This window comes from Mesotoga sp. B105.6.4 (assembly GCF_002896535.1).
Taxonomy (GTDB): domain Bacteria; phylum Thermotogota; class Thermotogae; order Petrotogales; family Kosmotogaceae; genus Mesotoga.
Genome location: NZ_JWIM01000060.1, coordinates 1 through 21,949 on the forward strand (window position 1 = coordinate 1; position 21,949 = coordinate 21,949).

Sequence of the window (21,949 nt, forward strand, 5' to 3'; positions counted from 1 at the left end):
AGGATAGGTAATTCAAAGAAAGTCTTCAGCTTTATTAGAGACTGGGTGAACAGGAAACTCAGAAGACACATGATGAGAAAGAAACAGAAGAAAGGCTTCGGCTGGAAGAGGTGGAGTAAGGAGGAGTTACTCAAGATCACTGGAATCTACAATGATTACAGAATAAGGTATCTCCGACAGAAAGCACTCCCGGCACGATAGGTCACATAAGCCTTGAGGTGAAGCACACAGGAAAGCCGTATGCGGGAAATCCGCACGTACGGTTTGAGGTGGCAGGAGATGGAAACGGATGAGATGACCCGCTTGAGGGGGACACTCTCCCGAAAGGGGAGTAAACAGCCTGGCCTCACAAGGTCTGTACTTACACCGCGCCATCTCTTGACCCTACCGCTCTTAAGATCGGTGGAGCGTGGAGCTGAGAGAAAGAACATCATCGAGACGTTCGCTTCGCTCACGAGATGACGAGAAGCGAAAATAGAGACTGACAAATCTCTTCATGTCTGTCCCATTTTTCGCGTCCGCCCTCTCTTCTCTCTCTTCCCAAGGAGGGCTATTGAAAAAATGGAGTCTGTCCCTATTTTTACTTAAAATGGAGTCCCTGTTTTTGGTAACAAAAATGGAGTCTGTCCCCATTTTTCATTATGAATGTCACCTGATTAGTAGTTTTTTCCTTATTAATATGATAAGGTCCCTATTTTCCGACCATAAGGAGTCCAACCCAAAAAAAGGATCCAAACTATAAACGTGTTATCATATGGGCGAAAATGTGCTAAAATCCTTTTGTTAGCTATTTATGGAGTTGTGATGATTATGAAAAAGAATACAGAAAAGAGAATAAAGCCAATAAGCCTTTCAGTAGAGCTGAAGGGTTCTTATGCTCAGAAGTTAATTAGGGATGTGAAAAAAAATCCCACGGCAAGTTCTATGAAGAAGAATGTCGCTGCCTCTAGTCTTTTGGAGGAGTTAAGAAGATAGTGAGTTCTTCAAGGATTAGTGTTGAACAGATCAAAGACGAACTTCAATTGGTTAGGTTCAGTGACAGATTTAGGATAAATGATTTCGTCTCAGGCATTGAGGAATATGACCTATTCATAAAGAAGTATGCGAAAGAATATGACGATAAAGCAATATCGGCTACGCATCTTCTAGTAAGCAAGAAAAATGCTGACATCATTTCTTATATGACCCTCTCTTCTGCTTCGATAGGCGTAACTCCTGAAGAAAGAAAGAATTCTGATATTGAAGAAATTTTTTTCAATTCCTTTCCAGCAATAAAGGTTGGAAAACTAGCTGTTGACAGTAATTACCGAACGAAATACAAAGGGATTGGTTCTCTCATGATTACTTTGGCCAGAGGCTTTGCAGTTGATTCAGTCAGATTCGGAATTGCTTGTAGATTCATAGTAGTTGATGCAGATGTTGAGAATGATCCTGAAGTTGTAGAGTTTTACCGAAAAAATGGCTTCTTAGCTAACGAGCGTTACTCTGGAAAGAGTCAAAAAACTGTCAGCATGCGCCTTGATGTATTTCTGCAATAATCTTCATATGATTTCATCGTTGGCCATCATGACAAAGCAAAAAGCTCGCATTCTTTGGTGACACAATAACCTTTCAACTACTTGCTTTCAATTATGCCAATATGAAACTGGTCGAAATCCAGCTAAGAACTGCCTAAAGTCGTGGAAAAATGGTCAGTCCTTGACCGTTCAAGGACATGAATTGGTCCACCGATTAGACTAAAAACCAGATCCCCAATCAGGTCCAGGATGACGAAGCGACCTATTTCCAAGAGTCTCTACTGGAAAGACTGAATAGGGAGTACGCGAAAAATCACGACCTGTATGAAAATGTTCGGTTACTCCGTAAGTGTTGCTTCCCGTCATGCTGAATTTGATTCAGCATCTGCGCCTTCATTGATTGTAAGTAACAGACGAAAATGGTGACTGACGATTCTCATGACGTCTGTACCGTTTTTCGCTATACAGTCGGCTCGTGATGGCCTCGTCCTGTTACCCCGTAGTGCTCTTATACTGTCATCCCGTAGTGCTCTTATACGGGATCTCGTTCTAGCAAAAATGGAGTCCCTATTTTTGCAATTAGTCCTTCGTCCCAGATCGTAAACCCGTCCTCCGATAAGATCAAAGACCAGGTCCTGACCAAGAGCACGTCAGGATGACCAATTGAGTTAGTTCATGCAACCTAACGTCCTGCCCCTAGAAAGGTTCTCCCTGCTGGCGAAGCCAGCCTTACGTCCCCGGATGGTTTTCCTGAAATTATTCTAGTCGTGATTGTGCTCTTATTTGTTTATAAACGCTTACCAACCACCAATAACGTACCACCAACAACGGCTCTGAAAAAACGAGTCTGTCCCTATTTTTGTACCCCCCTATTTTTGTACCCTATTTTTGATATAAGCTTAAGAACAAGAACCCGCTGAACGCTGTGAAGAGCCGTCCTTAGTCCTTCGTCCCAGATCATGGACCCGTCCTCCGATAAGATCAAAGACCAGATCCTGACCAAGAGCACGTCAGGATGACCAATTGAGTTAGTTCATGCAACCTAACGTCCTGCCCCTAGAAAGCTTCTCCCTCCTGGCGAAGCCAGCCATGCGTCCCCGGATGGTTTTCCTGAAATTATTCTAGTCGTGATTGTGCTCTTATTTGTTTATAAACGCTTACCAACCACCAATAACGTACCACCAACAACGGCTCTGAAAAAACGAGTCTGTCCCTATTTTTCCCATTTTTTTGCGTTCCTAAAAATGGAGTCAAAAATGGAGTCTGTCCCTATTTTTTTGGGGAGAACTTCAATGAAGGAGCAACCATGGAAGAAAGCTTAGAACGATACCGCCAGACTTATGGTTACTATCCTGAAGTGGTGCTGGTGGACAAACTGTATCGTAACCGTGAGAACATACGTTATTGCCAGGAAAGAGGGATAAGGATTACCGGTCCGAGACTGGGAAGGAAGAACCCACAGATACAGAAAGAAGAGAGAAAGATCATGATACAAGATGCAAGAGTGAGGAACGCAGTTGAAGGCAAGATTGGAGAAGGAAAGCGGAAATATGGACTGGGGCTTATCCGGGGAAAGCTGAAAGAAACAAGCGAAACCATGATCGCTTTTACGATGATTGCAATGAACCTTGCCCGCTGGTTGAGGGGCTTTTTTTTTCATTTTTCCGATGGCTATTCTGGGAAGAAATCGGAGCAATTTCGAGGGTGTTCTACGTCAAAATCCACATATTGTGAGTCAACTACTACTCTCTTGAACATGACGACCTCTTTAACTGGAACAAGGTAGCAGTTTTTCAGGAAGCCCTAAGTAATGGATCTTGCTCCCGCTCTACGCCCTCGATCCTAAACCAACGAAGAACCTAGTCGCGAAGCGTCGGAACGAGGAACTGCTCCTGTTCCTAAAAATGGAGTCTGTCCCCGTTTTTCCTATGGCAACCGCAAAGCGGTTCGTGTCGTGTTTCTTAAGCTGCCACTATGGTAGAATAATTTGGATAGAACACTAGGCAAATATTTATAATTACATAGTGTTCTATCCACTTGACTTTGTCACGACCCAGAGTGCAAAATCAGTCATAGAGCAAAAGTTGGAAAGAAAAAATGCCAAATTGCCACCACGAACAGAAGCGACTTAAATCTTATCTAAATCAAAGAACGAGTTCAGATTGTTCCGTCACATTGTTGGGAGGCTTAATTCTAAAGAGCCTCACCAACTTATTCCCAAGCGGATCCCCCTTTGTCTTCAAAAAATAGTCCTTATGATTTGTAGAAAAACCCATCACCTGTAGTGATTTGAGAGATTCCTTCAGTTTTTGAGGAGATGCATCAATCCCATTCTTTTTTGCTTTAATCTCCAATGAGCGTTCCATTAGAAAAGCCAGAAAGCACAACACAAAAAAATAATGGAGTCCCTATTTTCCTAGATAGCTGCCTCAAAGAGGATTATCCGACTGAGAATAGATGGGACTATGCTGTTTTTATCGACATTGATGCTGTTCTGAAAACAGCATTCATAGAGATTCATCCAGCAAATGAATCCGAGGTCGATGAGGTGATCATAAAGGCGCGATGGATGAAGCAATGGATCATGGATAATCAGATCAGAGTCATCACTGAGAACCGGAAGTTTTTCTGGGTTTCATCTGGGAACGTAAAGATCACCAAGAACTCACAGAAAATACGTCTTCTACACAAACAAGGAATCGAAGGCCCACAAGAACATTTGGTTGTTGACAAAGAAATGAGATTCTAATGCCCCATCCGATTATCCCGTGTCAGCCCGAAGTAATTCTATACGGGACACCGTTCTTTAAGTAATGGATCTTGCTCCCGCTCTACGCCCTCGATCCTAAACCAACGAAGAACCTAGTCGCGAAGCGTCGGAACGAGGAACCGCTCTTCTCCCGCTCTTCCAAGGACGGCTCTTGGAAAAATGGAGTCTGTCCCTATTTTTGTGTCGCCAAATCGAATAGCTCTTTGCTTTTCGCTTCCAAAAGTTCTTTCACTTCTTTCCAGCTTAAGTCTGCTTGTAATGGATCCGGGGAGTCCTCAACGTCATCGAAAAAAGTTACAGCCCGTATTATGTGGTACAGATCGACTTCTCTACCATACTTCTTGACAAAAGCGCGAAGAACTCTTTCCGGAGACTCTCTCTTCAGAATTCCAGCGAAATCGAAGTAATCTTTCTTCTCTGCTCTTGCAGCGATAGCGCTCAGCTTCATAGCGGCGATATCGATTACCGAAGCCACATCAAGCGACTTATACTTATTGAAAGGCTCAACTAAGTCGTAATGATATTCAAAAAAGCTCGCACGAACACTCTCGATCTCAGCTTCAAGTGTACCTGTCTGTATCCTTACACTCTCTATAGAAACGCCCAACTGCTTCAAATACTCCAGCAGCGCTTCTGGCCTATAAGACTCAGCTGTGAAGAAATCCAGATCGAAACTCACTCGATGTCCATAGTACATCGCCAGAGCTGTGCCCCGTGCAAGATAGAAATCGGGGAGTTTACTTTCAAGGATATTTAGAAGATTCAGAGTCTGTGATGAAAGTCTGTCGGTGCTAAGCATCTGGCTATCTCCGATTTAGGAATATCCAAAATAAGGCTCCAGAAATTGGCGGTTGGTCTGCCAATTATTCTGCTTCTTCTAACAACCTGCGCAATCTCTTGCGAATCATATTCAGAAATAAGATTGAGAACATCCTCCATCGTCCCGTATTCGAGAACCCTAGAGATAATGAAGAACTTGTCCTCTTCTCTGTCCAGTTTCTTGATATCCACATCCCAAAAACACGTAGTCCTCAACTTCAAAGCCATACACTTCACCATATCAATTTTATCATCTGAAGCCTGATAAACCTTGCTTCTTACTTACGAACCCCTCCTATGATGATCTCTCATAACTGTCATCCCGTGATGCTCTAATACGGGATCTCGCATCTAGAAGCCGCTGTACGCTGGGAAGAAGAGTCGCAAGTTGTCAGTTCCAAGTTGCAAGACTACAAATGCAATTGGGGCAGACCAGTTTCTAAGATCTCTTTTTCGCGTTACAAATCGAGATCCTGACCAGGAGCATTGTCAGAATGACGTGAAGGGTCTCGTCATCCCGTAGAGCCTGCCCTGAAAATCTCCTGTTCAGGGGTTCTGTTTGGGGTCTCCTGTTAAGGGCCTTTGCACGGGATCTCCCATCTAAGATCCGCTGCGCGCTTAATAGCGAAGACCCGCTGAACGCTGGGAAGAGCAAAACCTAGATCCCGGATCGCTGTCTAAGATGACGTCTTCTCTGCACTTATAATCCTGAATGGTTTAGAGTCACTTTTGTTCGCTAAACCCTAGACCCAAGACCCCAGAACCGTTGTCAATTTTGTCATGAACTTGTTTCAGCATCTCGCTCTTCAATACTCCGTTCTGATAAACCGCTTTCATCAACCCGATCTTTCTAACCCGCACTCTGTTACCCGCTCCTAATAACCCGTATTTCTTAACCCGCTCTTTTAACCCGATCCTTCGTTTTCCAGCGTACAGCCTTCAGCGTGTCTTATCCAAGCGGCCGTTTGCAAAAGAAGCGGGCTTTGCGCCTGTGAGATGGCTTCCCCCTCTTCGGGCGAACAGCCGTTCGCCCCTACAGAATCACCTAAGATTGTCATCCCGTAGTGTTCCTGTACGGGATCTCATCTCTTCAGTCTCTCCTTCTCTCTTATTCTCTCGCGCTCCTTAACCAAGGACGAAGAACCTGGACGCGTAGCGTCGGAACGAAGAACCGCTCTTTACAACAACAGTTCCTAAGGCTCTTGCCAGACCCTAGACCCCACAACCCTAGACCCGGCTCATACGTTCTTTTCGGCAAACGGAGAACCGTTGACGGTTGACCTGAGAGGCTTCCTGCGAAGCAGCCTCACTTCCGCTTCGGATCTTTCGAAGGACGGGTCCACGGTCTTGGACGAAGGACCAAGGACGTTTCTTTACGGCGACCAGCGTCTCTTATCCAAGCGGCTCTTTCGCCGCGAAGCGGCCATCGCGACCCGGCTCATTTTACGACGACGACGTTATCATTGTGCTTGACATGGATCACCTAAAAATATAACATATTTATACTATATGCCAACGGATGTCAAGTAACGGAGAGGAGATCAAGTGAGATTAGAACTTTTTTTGAAGAATCACCGGTCTTCACGACTCATGAACTAAAAGAATTTCTGAAGAAGAACGAAGCGAAGAGTCTTGAGCACTACAGCGTTCTTCTGAATTATCACGTTAAGAGAGGCCGTGTCCTCAAAATCTGTCGTGGTCTCTACGCAGTGGTACCCCTAAACCAGAAGGCAGAACAATTCACCCCTGATTCATTTCTCATTGCAGGGAAGAGAACAGAGGATGCGATTCTTGCCTATCATACGGCTCAGGAATTCAGTGGGAATACCTACTCGCTTTTCAGTACCAGAACATTCTTGACTATGAAGAGTGTGCATCCTTTAGTATTCAGGGAAATCGAATACATACCGACTCACCCCTCTCAGAACCTGCTTCGCTCAGACAACTACTTCCTACTCACGGAACAAGTGGATATAAAGGGTATAAACGTTCTTATAACCAGTAGAGAAAGAACCTTTGTAGATATGCTCGATAGACCCAATCTATGTGGCGGAATTGAAGAGGTCTGGCGTTCCCTCAAAATGACCGAGTATCTAAACACCGAAAACCTGCTGAAGTATCTGAGAGCGCTTGACAACTCTACCACGAGCGCCAAAGTAGGCTTCTTCTTACAAAGACATCCGAAAATCACAAACAATGACCAGACTCTATTGAGAGAACTGAAAAAAATGATCCCAGTTTCGCTGCATTACTTTGATCGATCACGAGTTGACAAAGCCAGGTTGGTAAAGGAATGGAATCTCGTGATTCCTGAATACATATTGAATGAAAGATGGGAAGAGCAATGAGAATGTCCAGGGAGACTCTGTCCAGATTATCCGGTCAGACGGGTTATCGGCAGGAGATTATTGAGAAAGTCTCTCTACTGCTTTCATGGCTTGATCGCGCATCAAATATCGATCGTCTTACAGGAAGTTTCGCTCTAAAGGGGGGAACGGCAATTAATCTATTCTTCTAGGAAATTCCAAGATTGTCGGTAGATATAGATATCAACTATATTGGATCACCCACTCGAGAAGAACTCGACCGTGACAGAAACGGTTTTGAGAACATCATAGAATCAGTATGCCACGAAGAGAGCCTGTCCATAAGAAACAAAAGGGATTCAGAAGCGGCCACTTCTTATTCATTGAGGTACGTAAGCTCCCTATCTTCTGGAGGAAACCTGTCTATTGACATAAACTACATGATGAGGGTTCCACTGTTTGAAATAGAAACAATGGATTCAAGGCAACTAGGTAGTCAAATAGCCCGCAGAGTTCCATTAATAAACAAGCTGGAAGTTTTCGCCTCGAAAATCGCGGCCTGTTTTTCGCGAGAAACAAGCAGAGACCTTTATGATGTATATTTGCTCCATAAGCAAATAGACACCCTTGATCTTGAAAAACTCCGGCTTGCCTTTACGGTTTTTGGGGGGTTGAATCGAAAGAACTGGCTCGAAATAGACGAAAAATCACTTCGAGTAAACAAGAATGATCTGAAAAAACGATTGTTGCCACTTCTAAGAGGTACACTTGACAAAGAAGAACTCGACACTCTCGCCAGTGATATCGAAAGATCATGCCAGAAAGTAGCCTCCTTTTTGTTGCCTCTGAAAGACAATGAAAGAGAATTCTTAAGAATACTAAACGAAAAAGGCGAAATCAGACCAGAAATCATTACCGATGACAAAGAATTGGTAGATAGAATCAAGAAGCAGCCTATGCTCAAATGGAAAGCACTGAATGTTAGGCAAACTCTTCAAGGCTGATCAAAGAAGTCTCGTAAACTGCAACACCCTTTTACTGTCATCCCGTAGTGCTCTATGTTCATAAAACATTGGAGAAAGAGCATCGAGAGTTTGCTTCGCTCACGAGAAACCGAGAGCGAAAATAGTGACTGATCGTTTCCTAACGTCTATTCCATTCCTCACTCCATGGATCGAGATCCTGGCCAGAAGCTCTCCAGAATGACCCGAAACGGTATCGTGCAATAATTCACCATGCAGTCATCCCGTGATGCTTTTGCATGGGATCTCGCAGCTAAGAACCGCTGCACGCTTAAGAACGAAAACCCGCTGATCGCTGAACGCTTGGAAAAGCCTAGAAAGAATATGTTCGAGCGTTCGCTGCACTCACGAGAAGACGAGATCCTAGATCCGGCTTTTTCCTTCTTGTCGGACGACGGTGGACCCTTGACGGTTGACCTGAGAAGTAGTTGTCATCCCATAATTTCCCCACACCGTCATCCCGTGATGCTTTTGCACGGGATCTCGTCCTAAGAACCGCTCTAAGCTTATAACCAAGGACCCGCTGAACGCTGTAAAAAACCGAGAAAGAGCATTTTGAGAGGCTCGCTGCGCTCACGAGAAGACGGGATCCTAGATCCGGCTTTCGTTCTTATCGGAGGACGGTGGACCTTTAACGGTCACCGTGCTTCTTCATCGCACAGCGTTTCTTGTCCAAGCGGCTCTTTCCCCGCGAAGCGGGCATTGCGACCGCCGATGCTCTTCGGCTCATTGCGCCTTGCAACTTCTTGTTGGCGGACGGAGAACCGTTGACGGCAGACCTGCTCTGACTAACGAATGTCTACGTTACCAGAATGAAAATAATCGAGTCTGTACCCAAAGGTCCGTTATCTTCTTTTCTCTTTGCATTGCTATCCTGAAAGAAGAACGATGTTACGGCAATGTAAATACTGGAGTCTGTCCCGAAAAGTGGGAGTCTGTCCCGAAAAGTGCTACTTGCGACAGCCGAACTGCTACTCGAGAGATTCTAGCGCTCTAATTGCCTTTTGAAGGCTAGCCGAACACCCTGCGGCCCGCTGCGGATTCCAGAACTCTAAGACATACTTAGCCAATGACGAATTGTATGCTGGACCAACTGTCACATGCTTTCCAGCTGAGGGAAGTATGTCTTCTTTCAAAGATCTCTTTTTGCTTCTCTTAACGAGGCTCAAAAGCTTTTCCTTCGGATCCAGCAATATATCAGGATCTTTGGGCACAAGGCGCTCACTAATTCCCAAAAAATCTGAAAACGAGCCTCTGTCAGCCATCAGCCAGCTCTCAGTTTCATGTACGGCTATTCTAAAAACAAAGCGACCTGTACAAGGAATGAACCCAAGCCAATTCAGGACTCTTGACGGAGCACATATCTCGTTATCGAGATCAGCCAATACAACGAATGGAATTTGTTGCGAAGCTTTCCAAAACCTTTTAACATTACTCTTGATGTATCCAAACCCACCATTCTTGTATACTGTCTTTACAGTCAAATCAGGCCTTACCTCGGAAAGAATTTTTCTGACGGTATACTCACTCAATACATCTTCCACTACTAGACAAATATACATATCACTGCTCCTACAAGACTTCTAGTTCACGAATATCCTTTGGAATAGTGTGAGGCGCCACAATTTCACCAACACTCATACCCGCTTCAAGAAGGGGAGCTGCTTCGTTGATTGAAGTTGCGACTCTTACTTCCGTTCCCTCTGGAGATGGTGCAAGAAGAAGAACCTCTTCGAGTGCAATACCTTTATTCATAAGCAAGTCCATGCTATGCGTACTCAATAAAACCTGACGACTCTTGCTCTTTTGAAGTTTATACATTAGCTCTGGAAGCAGCTGAATAAGTGCCTTATGAAGAGATAGTTCTGGTTCCTCAAGAAGGAGCAATGAATTGTCTTCAAGAATTACCCAGAGGAGTCCAATTAGGCGGAGCGTTCCATCGGAAAACTGATCTTCACGCTGTTTTGCACCGTGGCCTCTCCAATGTTCATACCTTGCTTCCAAATGGGGTTTCCCCATCTTATCAATCACAAATGAAAGATCTTTGAGCTGAGGCACTGCCTTCTTAAGGAGCTCTTCAACTTTTTCTAGTCGAGAACTTCTCGTCTTCTCCGGAGTCTCGGCGAGTCTCTTTACGAAAGTCTGGCCAAAAGGGTCTCCAGGCAAAGCATAACCCGAAAATGTAGTGGCGAATCGTATGAACTGAGGGACGAGATGAAGATACTGAACTCGCTGAAGAAACTCAGACACCTCCCTGAAGTCCCTATTTGCACTAATCTGTTCAAGGTTGGTCTGTGTTAGTCTTTGAGGGTCTTCTTTATCTCCTTCATTGGGTCTGTCGAGAATGAGTATGTTATCTTTCCAAACTCTCTCATGAGTCAATACTTGTAGTCGCTTACCACCTGTCTCACGAGTAATGCCTAGCGAGTATCGCCACTTCTCTTCTTTTCTTTGATCATCTGAAAGAGTGATCGAAATTTGGACATCTGAGCTTCTGCGCGCTGACAGACATCTAACTTTCGAAATGCCTCCTCGATTGGTCAATGCCTCCTGCAGGCCTCCCCCAGACTTTGCTATGTCTCTCAGAAATCTAAGCACATCGAGGAAATTGGATTTTCCCGATGCGTTGGGCCCGACAAGAAAAACTCTTCTGGTAAGATCCACATCGATCTCCCGGAAATTTCTCCAGTTCCTGACGGATAGATGCGAAACAAGCACTGAAATCCCTCCAATTCAGAAAAAGCTCAAGAAAATTATATCATCGCATTACTTTGTCATATTGTAGCAAATGGAGACCTTACTTATTATAGGCTATCCAATTTGTGTCTAGCTCGGTGGCGGATTCATTCTCCTAAGAGCATTCAAGAACGGCCATCTTGCTCCAACTACCCTCTTATCTGCAAAGCCTATGCAATTTCCTACCTGTCCACAAGAACACCTTTGCTAATCGAACCGTGATACTTATATTCTGCAGTAAAAAGAATACAGCATCCAAGTGTTCACTCTTGGATGCTTCATCCTCACCACTTCATTTCTTCTTATTCTACTATTCCTCATTTGCTTGTCCAATTCCCCTCGGGGTGAAAAAGGCAAAGAGATACGTCTTCTTGTATCACTTTTGTCTTCATCTCTCTTTGCATTGCTCTCCTGAATGAAGAACTATATTAGGCACATGTAAACAAACGAGTCCCGAACAGACACGTCTCGCCCTCCTTGAGTAAGAAAGAAGAACAAGGATATAAAGTGTCGAAGAATCGTTTTCCCCAGCGTACAGCCTTCAGCGTTTATAATCCAAGCGGTTCTTTCCCCGCGAAGCGGGCATTGCGTCCTGGCATGTTCTTCGCCAGCCTTGCGTCCACTGATGCACCTCAGTGCATTGCGACCGCCGATGCTTTTCGGCGCCTTGCGTCTTGCATGCAACTCTCTTATCAGTGGACGGAGAACCGTTGACGGCAGACCTGTTCTAAATGAATGAAGAACTACGTTACTGGAATGCAAATAATGGAGTCTGTCACGAAAGGTCGAACAACCCTCTTCCCCGGGTAACGGATTCCCTTATTCTTATGCGATACATATCATTCTTGCAGGTCCTTGTTCTCTTAATTTGGAAAGCATGGAAAATCTGCTAAAGTATAAATAGAACTATTTCTTGATCCGATACGTAAAACATAACATATCGGGTAAGGTAGGTGTATTGGAATGAGAATAGACATTCTAGACAAATTAGCCAAAAAAGGTGATGTGTTTAGTATAAACGATATAGCTAACGAATTCAATATTCAAAGAAATGTCCTTTGGGTAATGCTTTCTAGGCTGGAGAAAGGAGGCTGGATAAAAAGAATCGAGAGAGGAAAGTATCTGATAATACCTTTGGGAAGAGAAAAGGACAGATATACTGTAAATGAATTCCTTATTGGTTCATTGCTCGTAGACCCATATGCGATAGCGTATTGGTCTGCTTTGAACCATTATAGATTAACTGAACAGATACCAAACACCGTATTCATTGAAACAACTTCAAGAAAGGACATACAGGAAAAGAGAATCTTGGGTGTTAAATACAAGATAGTAAGAATAAAAGAACACAAATTCTTCGGCATAGGAAATACCTGGATCGATTACGATCAAATAAACATAACAGATAAAGAAAAAACAATAGTAGACTGTCTGGACAAACCGCAATACTGTGGTGGCATTGTAGAAGTGGCAAAAGCCATAAAAAGTGGAGAATATGATAAATACCGACTTGTTCAATACACAAAGAAAATCAATAATACAGGTGTCTTTCGGAGATTGGGTTATTTGTGTGATTATCTAGATGTAGATATAAACCTACCCGCAATCAATACAAGAAGCTATCTATATCTTGATCCAACAATGACACATGAAGGGCCAAAGGATTCAAAATGGATGCTCATAGTAAATCTGGATGAAAAAATACTGGGAGATTTGGAATGATTAGGCCACAAGAAATAGAAGAAAAATCTGCTCAATTGGGAGTACCAATTTCGGCCATAGAAAGAGATTATGTGCAGAATTGGATACTGAAGCATTTAAGAGCAATTGATATGGTTCTAAAGGGGGGCACAGGTATTAGAAAAGTCTACTTTGAGAATTATCGATTTTCGGATGATCTAGATTTTACTTTGCTAAATGAAGTAGAGATTGATGAACTCAATGAACAAATCACTAATGCTGCAGAAAGAACACAAGAGGAAAGTGGAATAAGTATCATTATCGCCCTCTCTCTTTTCTCTCGGGTTCATTAAGTAAGAAAAAAGATGCTAGGCGTGAAGTGTCGAAGAATCGTTCTTCCCAGCGTACAGCCTTCAGCGTTTGTTGTCCAAGCGGCTCTTTCCCCGCGAAGCGGCCATTGCGACCGCCGATGCTCTTCGGCGCATTGCGTCCTGCAACTTCTAGTCGGAGAACGGAGAACCGTTGATGTCGGACCTGTTCTAATTGAATGAAGAACTACGTTACTGAAATGTAAATAATGGAGTCTGTCCCGAAAGGTACGCGAAAGGTACGAGAAAGCCTTTGCGAAGTGACGAAGGAAAGCGGCTGTAGAACTCACGATATCTTCGACCTCACATTTTCTATGTGAGCACTCTTTGTGTAACTGTCGGCGTGAGTGAACCCCATTAACTTCACGTAGAGCCTGTCGACCTGTTCAGGATCAAATACATTCGGAGAACTCATCATGTCAAGCTTCACGTTTCTCAATAGACTGTCTCTCTTCATAACAAATACATTTGGCAAATTGACATTCACTTTTTTCAAGGTGCATCGCTCACTGAAAACTATATAAGACCTGTATAGTTCTGGACTTCCCAGCCCGGTCGCATGCTTCAGGGCCGTTATGTGTCCATTATTTTGCCACACTGGATTGTAGAAGTGATTCTTCTGCTTGTTCTCCAGGACATGAGTCCAGTTTCTTCCCTTTTCATCGCCAAAAATCCAGCCGCTGTAATTCTTCGATTCAAAAACATAAATCCCGGTTTCAGCTATCATCAGAATATCTATCTCCGTAGTCGATCCGTCTGACTTCCGAAGATAGACGTTCGTCAGCAGACGGTGATGTCTTTCAAGTTTCTTGAGCCCGGAAAAGATAAGAAACTCACCGTAATTCCCCTTATCGAAGAGAATCTGCAGAAAGGAGTTGCCGCTCGCATCCTTATACGAAGATTGTTTTTTGCAAGAGCGAATTCCCTGTTTTTGCAAGAATTCCAAAGAACTTTCCACCCGGGAAATTTTGTTAATGAGTTTTCATTAGCGAATTCCTAATTCTAAAGCTCTGACCTTCGAACAACAACAAATGACTGTGGTGAACAAGACGATCAATCATTGCCGAAGTCATCTGTTCATCGTAGAAGATATGGACCCACTTGCTGAACTCAAGATTTGTTGTGATTATCACGCTCCTTTGTTCATAGCATTCTGAGATAACTTGAAACAACAACTTCGATCCATCACGATCAAGAGGCACATAGCCCCACTCATCACAGATAATCAGATCGGCCTTCATTAGAGTTTTCATGAAGGCGTTTAGTTCTGACTTCTTCTGTGCTTCAGAAAGGCGATTTACCAGCGCGGCAGTTCTGAAGAAACGAACCACCTTGTCCTGTTTGCAGGCTTCCAAACCGATTGCCTGAGCAAGGTGAGTCTTTCCAGTACCAACGTTTCCGTACAGAATCAAATTCTTCTTCTCGTCTACGAAAGAAGCTTTCTTCAGTTCTTCTGGACTTAAGTCCTGAGGTAGTCGTATCTCTTCGAACGAGAAATCTTCGAATGTCTTCATGGCATAGAAGCCCGCCTGTTTTACCAGGCGGTTCTTCCTTGAGGTCTCACGGTTATCCAGAGCAATCTGCAGTATTTTCATAAGGTATTCCTGGTTGTTGTCTGCTTCTACCTCTTCAAATACATCCACTATCTTCCTTCCAAGGCGTAGCTTCTTGCAGCAGTACGCAATATGCTCTTTCATGATTGGCTACTCCTTCCCAGGAATAGATCATAGTCAAGTGCTTTGTTCTTAAGAGGCGGGAGTTCTGGTATGTCACTCGGGAGTAAAACAGGACTGAACTCGAAGCTTTCCGTGTTGAGACGCCGGAATATAGCAAGGACACTATCGCTGTCTTTTGCTCCTCTCTCTAGAGCTGCAAGGAAGGCTTCTACTGCACTCAAAAAGCCTTTATCTTCGCTCAGTTCTGCAAGGATCTTGAGAGTCTCTTTCTTGCTTGAACGATCACTCTGCTCAAGAAACTCTTGTAGTGGAGAAGGAAGCAGTCCGTATATACCCGTGTATTTCAGTGCCGCGGGTCTCCTGGATAATTGGGTGAGATAAGGTATCCAGTTCATGGATTCTCTCTTCATCTGTCCATACAGTCTGGGATGAGTGATTATCTCTTTGTAGTCCCTGTCCATTACGATAACTTCATGAGCGGTCAATCTTGCCCATATCTCGGTCTTTGCATATTTTGGAGCGCTTGAATATGTATGCCTTCCTTTCTCAAGGGTGAACTTCGCGTGAGCATCTGTGCGAACGGCCAAGAGGATCGATTCATCGTACTTGTTTGGCGGAAGAGTTAGAAGCTTTGTCCTGTCTTCTTCAAATCGCTCTCTTATCATGCCTGGCTTCGAATAGTGCGGCCTTTCCATATCATGATCACATCGAGTGAGGAGCTCTTTGTTGAAGGCCGTTAGGTCACTTATCTCTGGAACAGGAACTAGCAGGTTTCTCCTATGGTATCCCACTTTACTTTCGACGCTGCCTTTCTCATTCCCGCTCTGAGGATTACAAAAGACTGCTTCGAATCCATAGTGATTCTTGAATCTGAGAAAGTGTTCTGAAAGGACCCGGTCTCCTTCCTTCAGTATTTTGCTGACCATGGATGAGGCGTTGTCAAACCATATTCGGTTGGGAACACCCCCTATGTGGTTGAAGACATTCATGAGTCCTTCCATTAGGCATTGCTGGTTCTCTCCCTTGAAGAGTTGAAGATATCCCCCGTTGCTGTAGGGAAAGGAGACATTCAGAGTATATCCGTGACAGCGAACCCCGTTTTCCAGAAAGTCAGCTTCTCCAAAGTCTACCTGTGCTTCACCGGGTTTGTGTTCCAAAGCGAAGTAAAACTCTTTGTTCTGGCCATAAAGTTCTTTCCTCTTCTGTGCCACGTATGTTGCCACAAGACGATATGAACAGTCAAAGGAACCACCGTGTTTTTCCTGAAGCCTTTTGAATACTCTTAAAGCCGTATGTCGCTGTTTCCTTCTTTCAAGTTTGTCTTGCTCAAGCCAACAGTCAATCTCTTCTTTGAAAGGATCGAGCTTCGACTTAGCTGTTTTCTTCGTCTGTGGTGGCTGTGTATTGAAATCATCCTTCAGAATGTACTTCTTCACTGTCTTCACATCCGTCCCTGTTTCTCTTGCAATCTCCACAATTCGCTTTCCTTCATTAAAATATTTGCTTCTGATAGAATTGATCTTAGCCATTGCAACCATCCTCCTTTGTTCCTCCCCTTTATAGTGTCGTAACTACAAGGGTAGGTAATTCCGGGGGAAGTTGCAATGGCTCTTGCATTAACAGGGAATTTTCCCTGCAATTGCAGGGAATCACTCACTGCAATTACCGGTACTTATATTCTGCAGCAAACACACTAACCTTCTTCAAGGTGCAACGCTCACTGAAGACTATATATGACCTGTATAGTTCTGGACTTCCCAGCCCAGTCGCATGCTTCAGGGCCGTTATGTGGCCATTGTTTTGCCACACAGGATTGTAGAAGTGATTCTTTTGCTTGTTCTCCAGGACCTGAGTCCAGTTTCTTCCCTTTTCATCGCCAAAGATCCAGCCGCTGTAATTCTTCGATTCAAAAACATAAATCCCGGTTTCAGCTATCATCAGAATATCTATCTCCGTAGTCGATCCGTCCGACCTTCGAAGATAGACGTTCGTCAGCAGCCGGTGATGTTTTTCCAGTTTCTCGAGCCTGGAAAAGATAAGAAACTCGCCGTAGTTTCCCTTATCGAAAAGAATCTGCAGAAAGGAGTTCCCGCTCGCATCCTTATACGAAGATTTCCTGTACTTAAGATAGATGCTCAACAGATAAAGAACTGCGAAGCCAATTGCCAGAAGTACGATTACTGAAAGAAACGCACTTAAGGTCATTCATTACCTCCCCTGGGATACCCACAAAGACAATCGATACTCCATTCATACGAAAAAAAATCGACTCGCTTAGTCGAGCAGATTCCCCAGAAGAAAAAAGAAAGAAAACCAACAACAGAATTCTACCATTTGAAATTGCTGAACTTACAACTGCTCTAAGCATCACAGTAATGTCAGAAATGGAGGCAATCCCGAAGGTCCATACGGGATCTTCTCGCAGAACCGAGGACGGAAAACTGATCCAATTTAAAGAGAACTACGTTACCGGAATGTAAATAATGGAGTCTGTCCCAAAAAGTAATCGATCCTTATGTGCCTGAATTCATCTGGGAAGGAAAGACCGTTAAGACTGTCAACCTCACAGAAGAGCTAATAAAAGAGTCGGATGCGGTAATAATAACGACGGCGCATAAGAAGCTCATCAACTATCCGATGATCGTAAAGAACGCAAAATACATATTCGACACGAAAAACGTTCTCAGCAAAATGGGGATTGAAGGCGAAAATATTGAAGTTCTTTAGTACCGTTGCGTGTTGTACGTTGTTGGTTGTTGGAAGATCATTGGAGTTTAGGATAATCGGTAAGAAAACTCACATATCTAAGTAGATAACTTACGATAGACAAGGTTTTTGGAGGTTTGAACGAGATCATACAAAGAATTGAACGCATGGAAACTCAGTATGGAACTGGCTAAGAAGATCTACGACATCACTGCTACTTTTTCGGCAAGGGAAATGTGCGGATTTTCTTCTCAGATGCAGCGAGCTGCTGTGTCGGTTCCTACGAATATTGCCGAAGGTTCGGAGAGATATTCGAGGAATGTGTGCAGTTCATCTATCTTTCGCGAGGATCTCTACTTCAATTGGAAACCCAGCTTGAACTATCTAGAATGCTTGGTTAGTTAGATGAAGAGAGATGCAACGAGATTTCTAAACTAGTCACGAGAGTTCACAAGATAATCAACGGCTTAATCTTTCCACTTAAGAACCCACGCACAACCAACAACCTACAACATCGGAAGGATGGTTTTATGAAAAAACTATGTGCAGCCCTTATTGGACGCGGAAGAATAGGAACGAAGAAACATATAGAGGCCTTTCCAGCGAACAGTGATTTGACAGATCTCGTTGCTGTTTGCGATCTCGTGCCAGAAAAGGCCGAAAGAGCCACAGAAGAATAGATGAAGAGACGAGAGGCCTCGCTTGCTCACGGAGATGGAGAGAGAATAGCAGAGAAAGACGCGATGAGGAATGACCGAAAAAGATTCTCAACAACCTCTCCAGCTGCCGAGCCTAATCTTTGGCCTCCACGCGTAATCTACGACTAGAAAGAGCGCTTCTCGTCTCAGATCGATTTCGTCACTATTGCCACTGAGAGCGGGAATCACTACAAGAACACAATTAACTTTCTCTCTGCTGGCTAAAAACGTTCTCGTCAAGAAGCTGATGGCCTTATCCACAGATCACATGGATGAATTGATAAGTCTTGTAAAAGAGAATAAACTGAAGCTCGGCGCCTGGTTCGAGAATAGATTCAACCCTCCCGTGCATGAATTGAGAAAAGCGATCGAAGCCAGTAAGTCGGAAAGATCTTCTCAGTAACTGCAGGAATACTCTGGGAAAGAAACGTGGGCTACTACAAGCAGGCTAAGTGCAGAGGAACCTAAGAAATAGACGGCGCAACGCTCATGAACCACTCTTCTCATAGCCCTTCTCCAGTGGATGGCGGGAGGCAAAGTCCAAGAAATATATGCAATGACTGAAACTACAAGCACCCTTATGTAGAGACAGAGGATTTTAGGGCTGCGATCGTTAGATTCAAGAACGGCTCTATTGGTATAATTTATGGAACGGCAAACGTATATACGAGGATTTTGGAAGAGACCCTCTTGGGTTTCGGTGAAAAGGGAACGGTCGTATTAGGTGGGTTGGCCGTGAACAAAATCAAAACCTGGAAGTTCGAAGGTGAGGCATCACACCTCATGGATTTGCCAAATCCCGATACTGTGTATGGTTCGGGTCACTTAACGGCTTTTAACGATTTCGCGTGAGCGGTTATCGATGATCGGGAACCCTTCGTCAATGTGGAAGAAGGCAAGAAATCCGTAGAGATCATTCTTGGTATTTAAGTCAGCTAGAGAGTGTGTACCTGCAAAACTTTTGTTAATCAGCTTCTCAACAATGGATCTGTTGTGCAAAGATGAACAATGTCTACGGAAATTGCAATGAGATGCGATTTTAGACAATGAATCGACTCCTATGAAAAACCAGTTGAAATGATCCGGGGAAGAGGAAACTTGACAATCATCTCACAATACCTTGCTCAAATCAAAGGAAAGCAAGACTTACGGTCATGATCTCAGAGCACTGGGGAACATTATCCTCAAAATCGCATTCTCCATGTTGTCAAAGATGAAAGAATACGATGAAACCTTGTTCCTCAATGCCAAAGGAATTAAAACCACTCAACAAAATAATACAATAATTCCTGAGGCTTTCACAAATCCTGAATACTCCCAGGATGCTCATCCATCCTTAGCTGCCACTAAGGATGTGGTCGAGAACTTGAATGTCACCTGAGTAGTAGTTTTTTCCTTATGAATATGATAAGGTCCCCAAAGGTCTTCCCAAAGGTCTTTATAAAGGTACAGAAAGTCTCTGGGATCTACAAAACCTCTAAACTAGGAAGACATGTGAAATTCTCACTGGGCAGTTTCTCGACGATGGAGATGATGAAAGAGCATATATGACAAATTTGCACACTCATACGGATCCTTGTCTTGGTCTTCGCTTGCGAGAGAATACGCTAAAGACATTACTCATATAGCCTGTAATAGTTTTCATGACTTCATTTGACACGATTCTAGATAGCAAGTAGAAAGAAACAGCGAAAGCAATAAAACCAATTAAGAGTTGTATAAATAGATTATCAAATGATAAATACAGTAGCATAGAAAAACTTCCAACTACTATTGAGCTTAAAGCAATGCCAGAAAAGAAAGAGAAAAGCGGAAACACATCGGAGAACCGCCGGCCCTTTGTTATATTTTTTGCTTGTATGATTTGAAGCATCATGAGTATAAACGTCGATAAGACAGTCGCCAGTGAAGCTCCAATATAACCCATGATCTTCACTAGCAGGATATCTAGGACCAAATTGACTCCAGCAGAAAGAGTGGTGTTAAAGAGGTAAAGTCTTGTTTTTCCTGATGCGACGAAAAGTGCGGAGTAAGAGAAGATTCTTATTACTCCCATCGATTGATAGATCATGAATACTGGTATAGCAGCAAGATACTTATCAGAGTACAAAGTGATTACTATTGGTCTGGCAAAGAACACCATTACGCTTGTGATGGAGATCATTATCGGAATCAGAGTTTTGCCAGCCCTAATCCAATCTGTTCGAATATCTTCGAATCTTTCTTCAGAGAATGCTTTCGACAGTCGAGGTGTTATGACAGTAAATAGCGAAGCCGTTATCAGTCCAATAAAAGGTATTTCATAAGCTCCGTTAACAAAAACCGCGAATTCCTCGGTTGTCAACATAGATCCGACAACAAATTTGTCGGTATATAGCATTATTGATCCAACTATGGCTGATAACCCCATCGGTAAGGAAAACTTCATTATGGTACTTACCTGCTTCCAACTAATCTTGCTGAAGCTGAATATTTCTCCGCTATTCAGCAAACCTATCAGTAAATCAATTAGCGGTCTGATCAAGAGGGCGAAAACATATGCTTCAAGAGAAGCTTTGACGAAGACAAGAATAATCAGCAGACCTAGCCACGCAATATTGGGAACAATTGAGAATAACACAATTGCTTTTCTGTTCTTTCTGACAACAAACAAATTGGGAAATATTTGAATGAAAAGAGATAGAGCCACACTTAATGTAAGCAGATACTCGTATCTAAAAAGTGCATCATTACCAAAAAGCCGGGATACAGAAAAACCTATTAGCGGGGTTGCCAACAAAAGAACTATACCCACCGTTGATAATGACGCTGCAATATTTGTCATCCACGAAATCTCTTCATCTCTATTCTTAGCTCTTGGAAGAAAGTAAGTTATTGCTGCAGGAAACCCGAGTGTAAGTATGCTCGTTAGAAAAGTGGTGACAACAATCCACTGCCTATACAACCCATAGTCTTTTACGTCGAGGAATCTAGAAAGAAGAGCTACAGCGAATAATCCAGAAAGACCGGAAATCAGTCGTGCCACAAAGAGGACTATGCTATCCTTCTTAAGGCTCAATGTTGTCACCAAGATTCCTGATTACTCTTGCAGGATTGCCTGCTATTATGCAGTTTCCTTCAACGAAGCTTCTTGTAACAACACTTCCAGCTCCAACAATAGTATGGGGACCCAAAACTACTCCAGGAAGAATAACTGAATTCATGCCTATCCAGCAACCCTCGCCAAGAACAACATCTTTGCCGGGAAGATGCTTATCAAGATCAAGAGGATCATGATTAGCAGTGATTATACCAACGTTTGGAGCAATGTAAGTTCCTCTTCCCATCACTATCTTTGCTGAGAAATTCTGAAAGTAGTTTCCAAAACCCTGAAAGTTATTTAGATCATCTGGGTGGAATGCGATATTAACCGCACTGCTAACACGAATTTGTGGAGAAACCGGCCAGGGAATGTTACGGTTGAATTTATGAATCTTCTGCCACCAAATTCCTTTCCAGGCCCACAACCATCCCGCCGCACTTTCTTCGAACCACTTGCCAGATAGATATTTTCTCTTGTAGAAAAGAGGTATTACAAGGCGTGATACGGCTACAAACACACTCTTCAAGAAATTCCGTATAGCTCTCTTCAAAATAACCTCTCCCATATCT

The 21,949-nt window shown here is 43.5% G+C and carries 23 protein-coding genes and 1 pseudogene; 14 read left to right on the top strand and 10 right to left on the bottom strand.

All coding sequences use genetic code 11. The annotated features are described in order from the left end of the window. The 4 genes from RJ60_RS11645 to RJ60_RS11660 all read left to right on the top strand — a co-directional run. A partial coding sequence (locus RJ60_RS11645; RefSeq protein ID WP_308410917.1) for a group II intron maturase-specific domain-containing protein occupies positions 1-201 on the top strand: 201 nt, incomplete at its 5' end. Positions 202-810: 609 nt separating this feature from the next. After that, positions 811-975 (top strand): hypothetical protein, encoded by a 165-nt coding sequence (locus RJ60_RS15620; protein WP_180979943.1) that lies wholly within the window; start codon positions 811-813, stop codon positions 973-975. Then, positions 975-1,538, top strand: coding sequence for a GNAT family N-acetyltransferase (locus tag RJ60_RS11655; RefSeq protein WP_103134790.1), 564 nt, complete (start codon positions 975-977; stop codon positions 1,536-1,538). The genes RJ60_RS15620 and RJ60_RS11655 overlap by 1 nt, the downstream gene beginning before the upstream one ends. 1,186 nt (positions 1,539-2,724) lie before the next feature. Further along, on the top strand, positions 2,725-3,303 hold the full coding sequence (locus RJ60_RS11660) for a transposase (protein ID WP_258006304.1): 579 nt from the start codon (positions 2,725-2,727) through the stop codon (positions 3,301-3,303). A 1,156-nt stretch (positions 3,304-4,459) separates the two neighbouring features. Here the strand turns inward: RJ60_RS11660 and RJ60_RS11675 are convergent. Together RJ60_RS11675 and RJ60_RS11680 are read right to left on the bottom strand one after the other, a co-directional pair. Further along, a complete protein-coding gene (locus tag RJ60_RS11675; RefSeq protein WP_103134792.1) occupies positions 4,460-5,086 on the bottom strand; it encodes a nucleotidyl transferase AbiEii/AbiGii toxin family protein in 627 nt (208 codons plus the stop codon). Beyond that, positions 5,050-5,334: a hypothetical protein gene (locus tag RJ60_RS11680; RefSeq protein WP_103134793.1), complete on the bottom strand. Its 285-nt coding sequence runs from the start codon at positions 5,332-5,334 to the stop codon at positions 5,050-5,052. Before RJ60_RS11680 ends, RJ60_RS11675 begins: the two co-directional genes overlap by 37 nt. A gap of 1,322 nt (positions 5,335-6,656) precedes the next feature. Between RJ60_RS11680 and RJ60_RS16290 the strand changes: the two are divergent. The 4 genes and pseudogenes from RJ60_RS16290 to RJ60_RS11690 form a co-directional block, all read left to right on the top strand. Continuing rightward, positions 6,657-6,809, top strand: a pseudogene (locus tag RJ60_RS16290) (transcriptional regulator); the annotation flags it as partial. Positions 6,810-6,815: 6 nt separating this feature from the next. Continuing rightward, positions 6,816-7,454 carry a transcriptional regulator gene (locus RJ60_RS11685; protein ID WP_258006296.1) on the top strand — a complete coding sequence of 213 codons (639 nt, stop codon included), beginning with the start codon at positions 6,816-6,818 and terminating at the stop codon, positions 7,452-7,454. Between the two features lie 2 nt (positions 7,455-7,456). Then, positions 7,457-7,624, top strand: coding sequence for a hypothetical protein (locus RJ60_RS16295; protein ID WP_258006297.1), 168 nt, complete (start codon positions 7,457-7,459; stop codon positions 7,622-7,624). A gap of 12 nt (positions 7,625-7,636) precedes the next feature. After that, complete coding sequence (locus RJ60_RS11690) at positions 7,637-8,416, top strand: nucleotidyl transferase AbiEii/AbiGii toxin family protein (RefSeq protein WP_258006298.1); 780 nt, start codon at positions 7,637-7,639, stop codon at positions 8,414-8,416. 989 nt (positions 8,417-9,405) lie between these two features. Here the strand turns inward: RJ60_RS11690 and RJ60_RS11695 are convergent. Together RJ60_RS11695 and RJ60_RS11700 are read right to left on the bottom strand one after the other, a co-directional pair. Next, entirely contained in the window at positions 9,406-9,996 is a 591-nt protein-coding gene (locus RJ60_RS11695; RefSeq protein WP_103134796.1) for a hypothetical protein, read from the bottom strand. Positions 9,997-10,006: 10 nt separating this feature from the next. Continuing rightward, complete coding sequence (locus RJ60_RS11700) at positions 10,007-11,152, bottom strand: AAA family ATPase (protein WP_103134797.1); 1,146 nt, start codon at positions 11,150-11,152, stop codon at positions 10,007-10,009. 981 nt (positions 11,153-12,133) lie between these two features. Here RJ60_RS11700 and RJ60_RS11705 point away from each other — a divergent pair. Next, positions 12,134-12,892: a type IV toxin-antitoxin system AbiEi family antitoxin domain-containing protein gene (locus RJ60_RS11705; RefSeq protein ID WP_103134798.1), complete on the top strand. Its 759-nt coding sequence runs from the start codon at positions 12,134-12,136 to the stop codon at positions 12,890-12,892. Next, entirely contained in the window at positions 12,889-13,203 is a 315-nt protein-coding gene (locus RJ60_RS11710; protein WP_103134799.1) for a nucleotidyl transferase AbiEii/AbiGii toxin family protein, read from the top strand. The genes RJ60_RS11705 and RJ60_RS11710 overlap by 4 nt, the downstream gene beginning before the upstream one ends. Positions 13,204-13,504: 301 nt before the next feature. Here RJ60_RS11710 and RJ60_RS11715 read toward each other — a convergent pair whose 3' ends face one another. The 4 genes from RJ60_RS11715 to RJ60_RS11730 all read right to left on the bottom strand — a co-directional run bounded on the left by RJ60_RS11715 (position 13,505) and on the right by RJ60_RS11730 (position 17,099). Then, positions 13,505-14,164 carry a nuclease-related domain-containing protein gene (locus RJ60_RS11715; protein WP_180979944.1) on the bottom strand — a complete coding sequence of 220 codons (660 nt, stop codon included), beginning with the start codon at positions 14,162-14,164 and terminating at the stop codon, positions 13,505-13,507. A 25-nt stretch (positions 14,165-14,189) separates the two neighbouring features. After that, positions 14,190-14,915 carry an IS21-like element helper ATPase IstB gene (gene istB / locus RJ60_RS11720; protein ID WP_103134801.1) on the bottom strand — a complete coding sequence of 242 codons (726 nt, stop codon included), beginning with the start codon at positions 14,913-14,915 and terminating at the stop codon, positions 14,190-14,192. After that, positions 14,912-16,423, bottom strand: a complete 1,512-nt coding sequence (gene istA, locus RJ60_RS11725; protein WP_103134842.1) for an IS21 family transposase — start codon at positions 16,421-16,423, stop codon at positions 14,912-14,914. The genes istB and istA overlap by 4 nt, the downstream gene beginning before the upstream one ends. 133 nt (positions 16,424-16,556) lie before the next feature. Beyond that, positions 16,557-17,099 carry a nuclease-related domain-containing protein gene (locus RJ60_RS11730; RefSeq protein ID WP_103134802.1) on the bottom strand — a complete coding sequence of 181 codons (543 nt, stop codon included), beginning with the start codon at positions 17,097-17,099 and terminating at the stop codon, positions 16,557-16,559. Positions 17,100-17,399: 300 nt separating this feature from the next. Between RJ60_RS11730 and RJ60_RS11735 the strand changes: the two genes are divergently transcribed. The 4 genes from RJ60_RS11735 (at position 17,400) to RJ60_RS11750 (ending at position 19,679) form a co-directional block, all read left to right on the top strand. Further along, positions 17,400-17,621, top strand: coding sequence for a UDP binding domain-containing protein (locus RJ60_RS11735; RefSeq protein WP_258006305.1), 222 nt, complete (start codon positions 17,400-17,402; stop codon positions 17,619-17,621). Between the two features lie 138 nt (positions 17,622-17,759). Further along, on the top strand, positions 17,760-18,005 hold the full coding sequence (locus RJ60_RS16565; RefSeq protein WP_103134803.1) for a four helix bundle protein: 246 nt from the start codon (positions 17,760-17,762) through the stop codon (positions 18,003-18,005). Positions 18,006-18,130: 125 nt separating this feature from the next. Further along, complete coding sequence (locus RJ60_RS16300) at positions 18,131-18,280, top strand: hypothetical protein (protein ID WP_258006299.1); 150 nt, start codon at positions 18,131-18,133, stop codon at positions 18,278-18,280. A 1,231-nt stretch (positions 18,281-19,511) separates the two neighbouring features. Continuing rightward, positions 19,512-19,679, top strand: a complete 168-nt coding sequence (locus RJ60_RS11750) for a hypothetical protein (protein WP_258006300.1) — start codon at positions 19,512-19,514, stop codon at positions 19,677-19,679. A gap of 183 nt (positions 19,680-19,862) precedes the next feature. Here RJ60_RS11750 and RJ60_RS11755 read toward each other — a convergent pair whose 3' ends face one another. After that, positions 19,863-21,365 carry an oligosaccharide flippase family protein gene (locus tag RJ60_RS11755; RefSeq protein WP_180979945.1) on the bottom strand — a complete coding sequence of 501 codons (1,503 nt, stop codon included), beginning with the start codon at positions 21,363-21,365 and terminating at the stop codon, positions 19,863-19,865. Further along, on the bottom strand, positions 21,346-21,945 hold the full coding sequence (locus RJ60_RS11760; RefSeq protein WP_103134843.1) for a DapH/DapD/GlmU-related protein: 600 nt from the start codon (positions 21,943-21,945) through the stop codon (positions 21,346-21,348). Before RJ60_RS11760 ends, RJ60_RS11755 begins: the two co-directional genes overlap by 20 nt. Positions 21,946-21,949 lie beyond the last annotated feature (4 nt).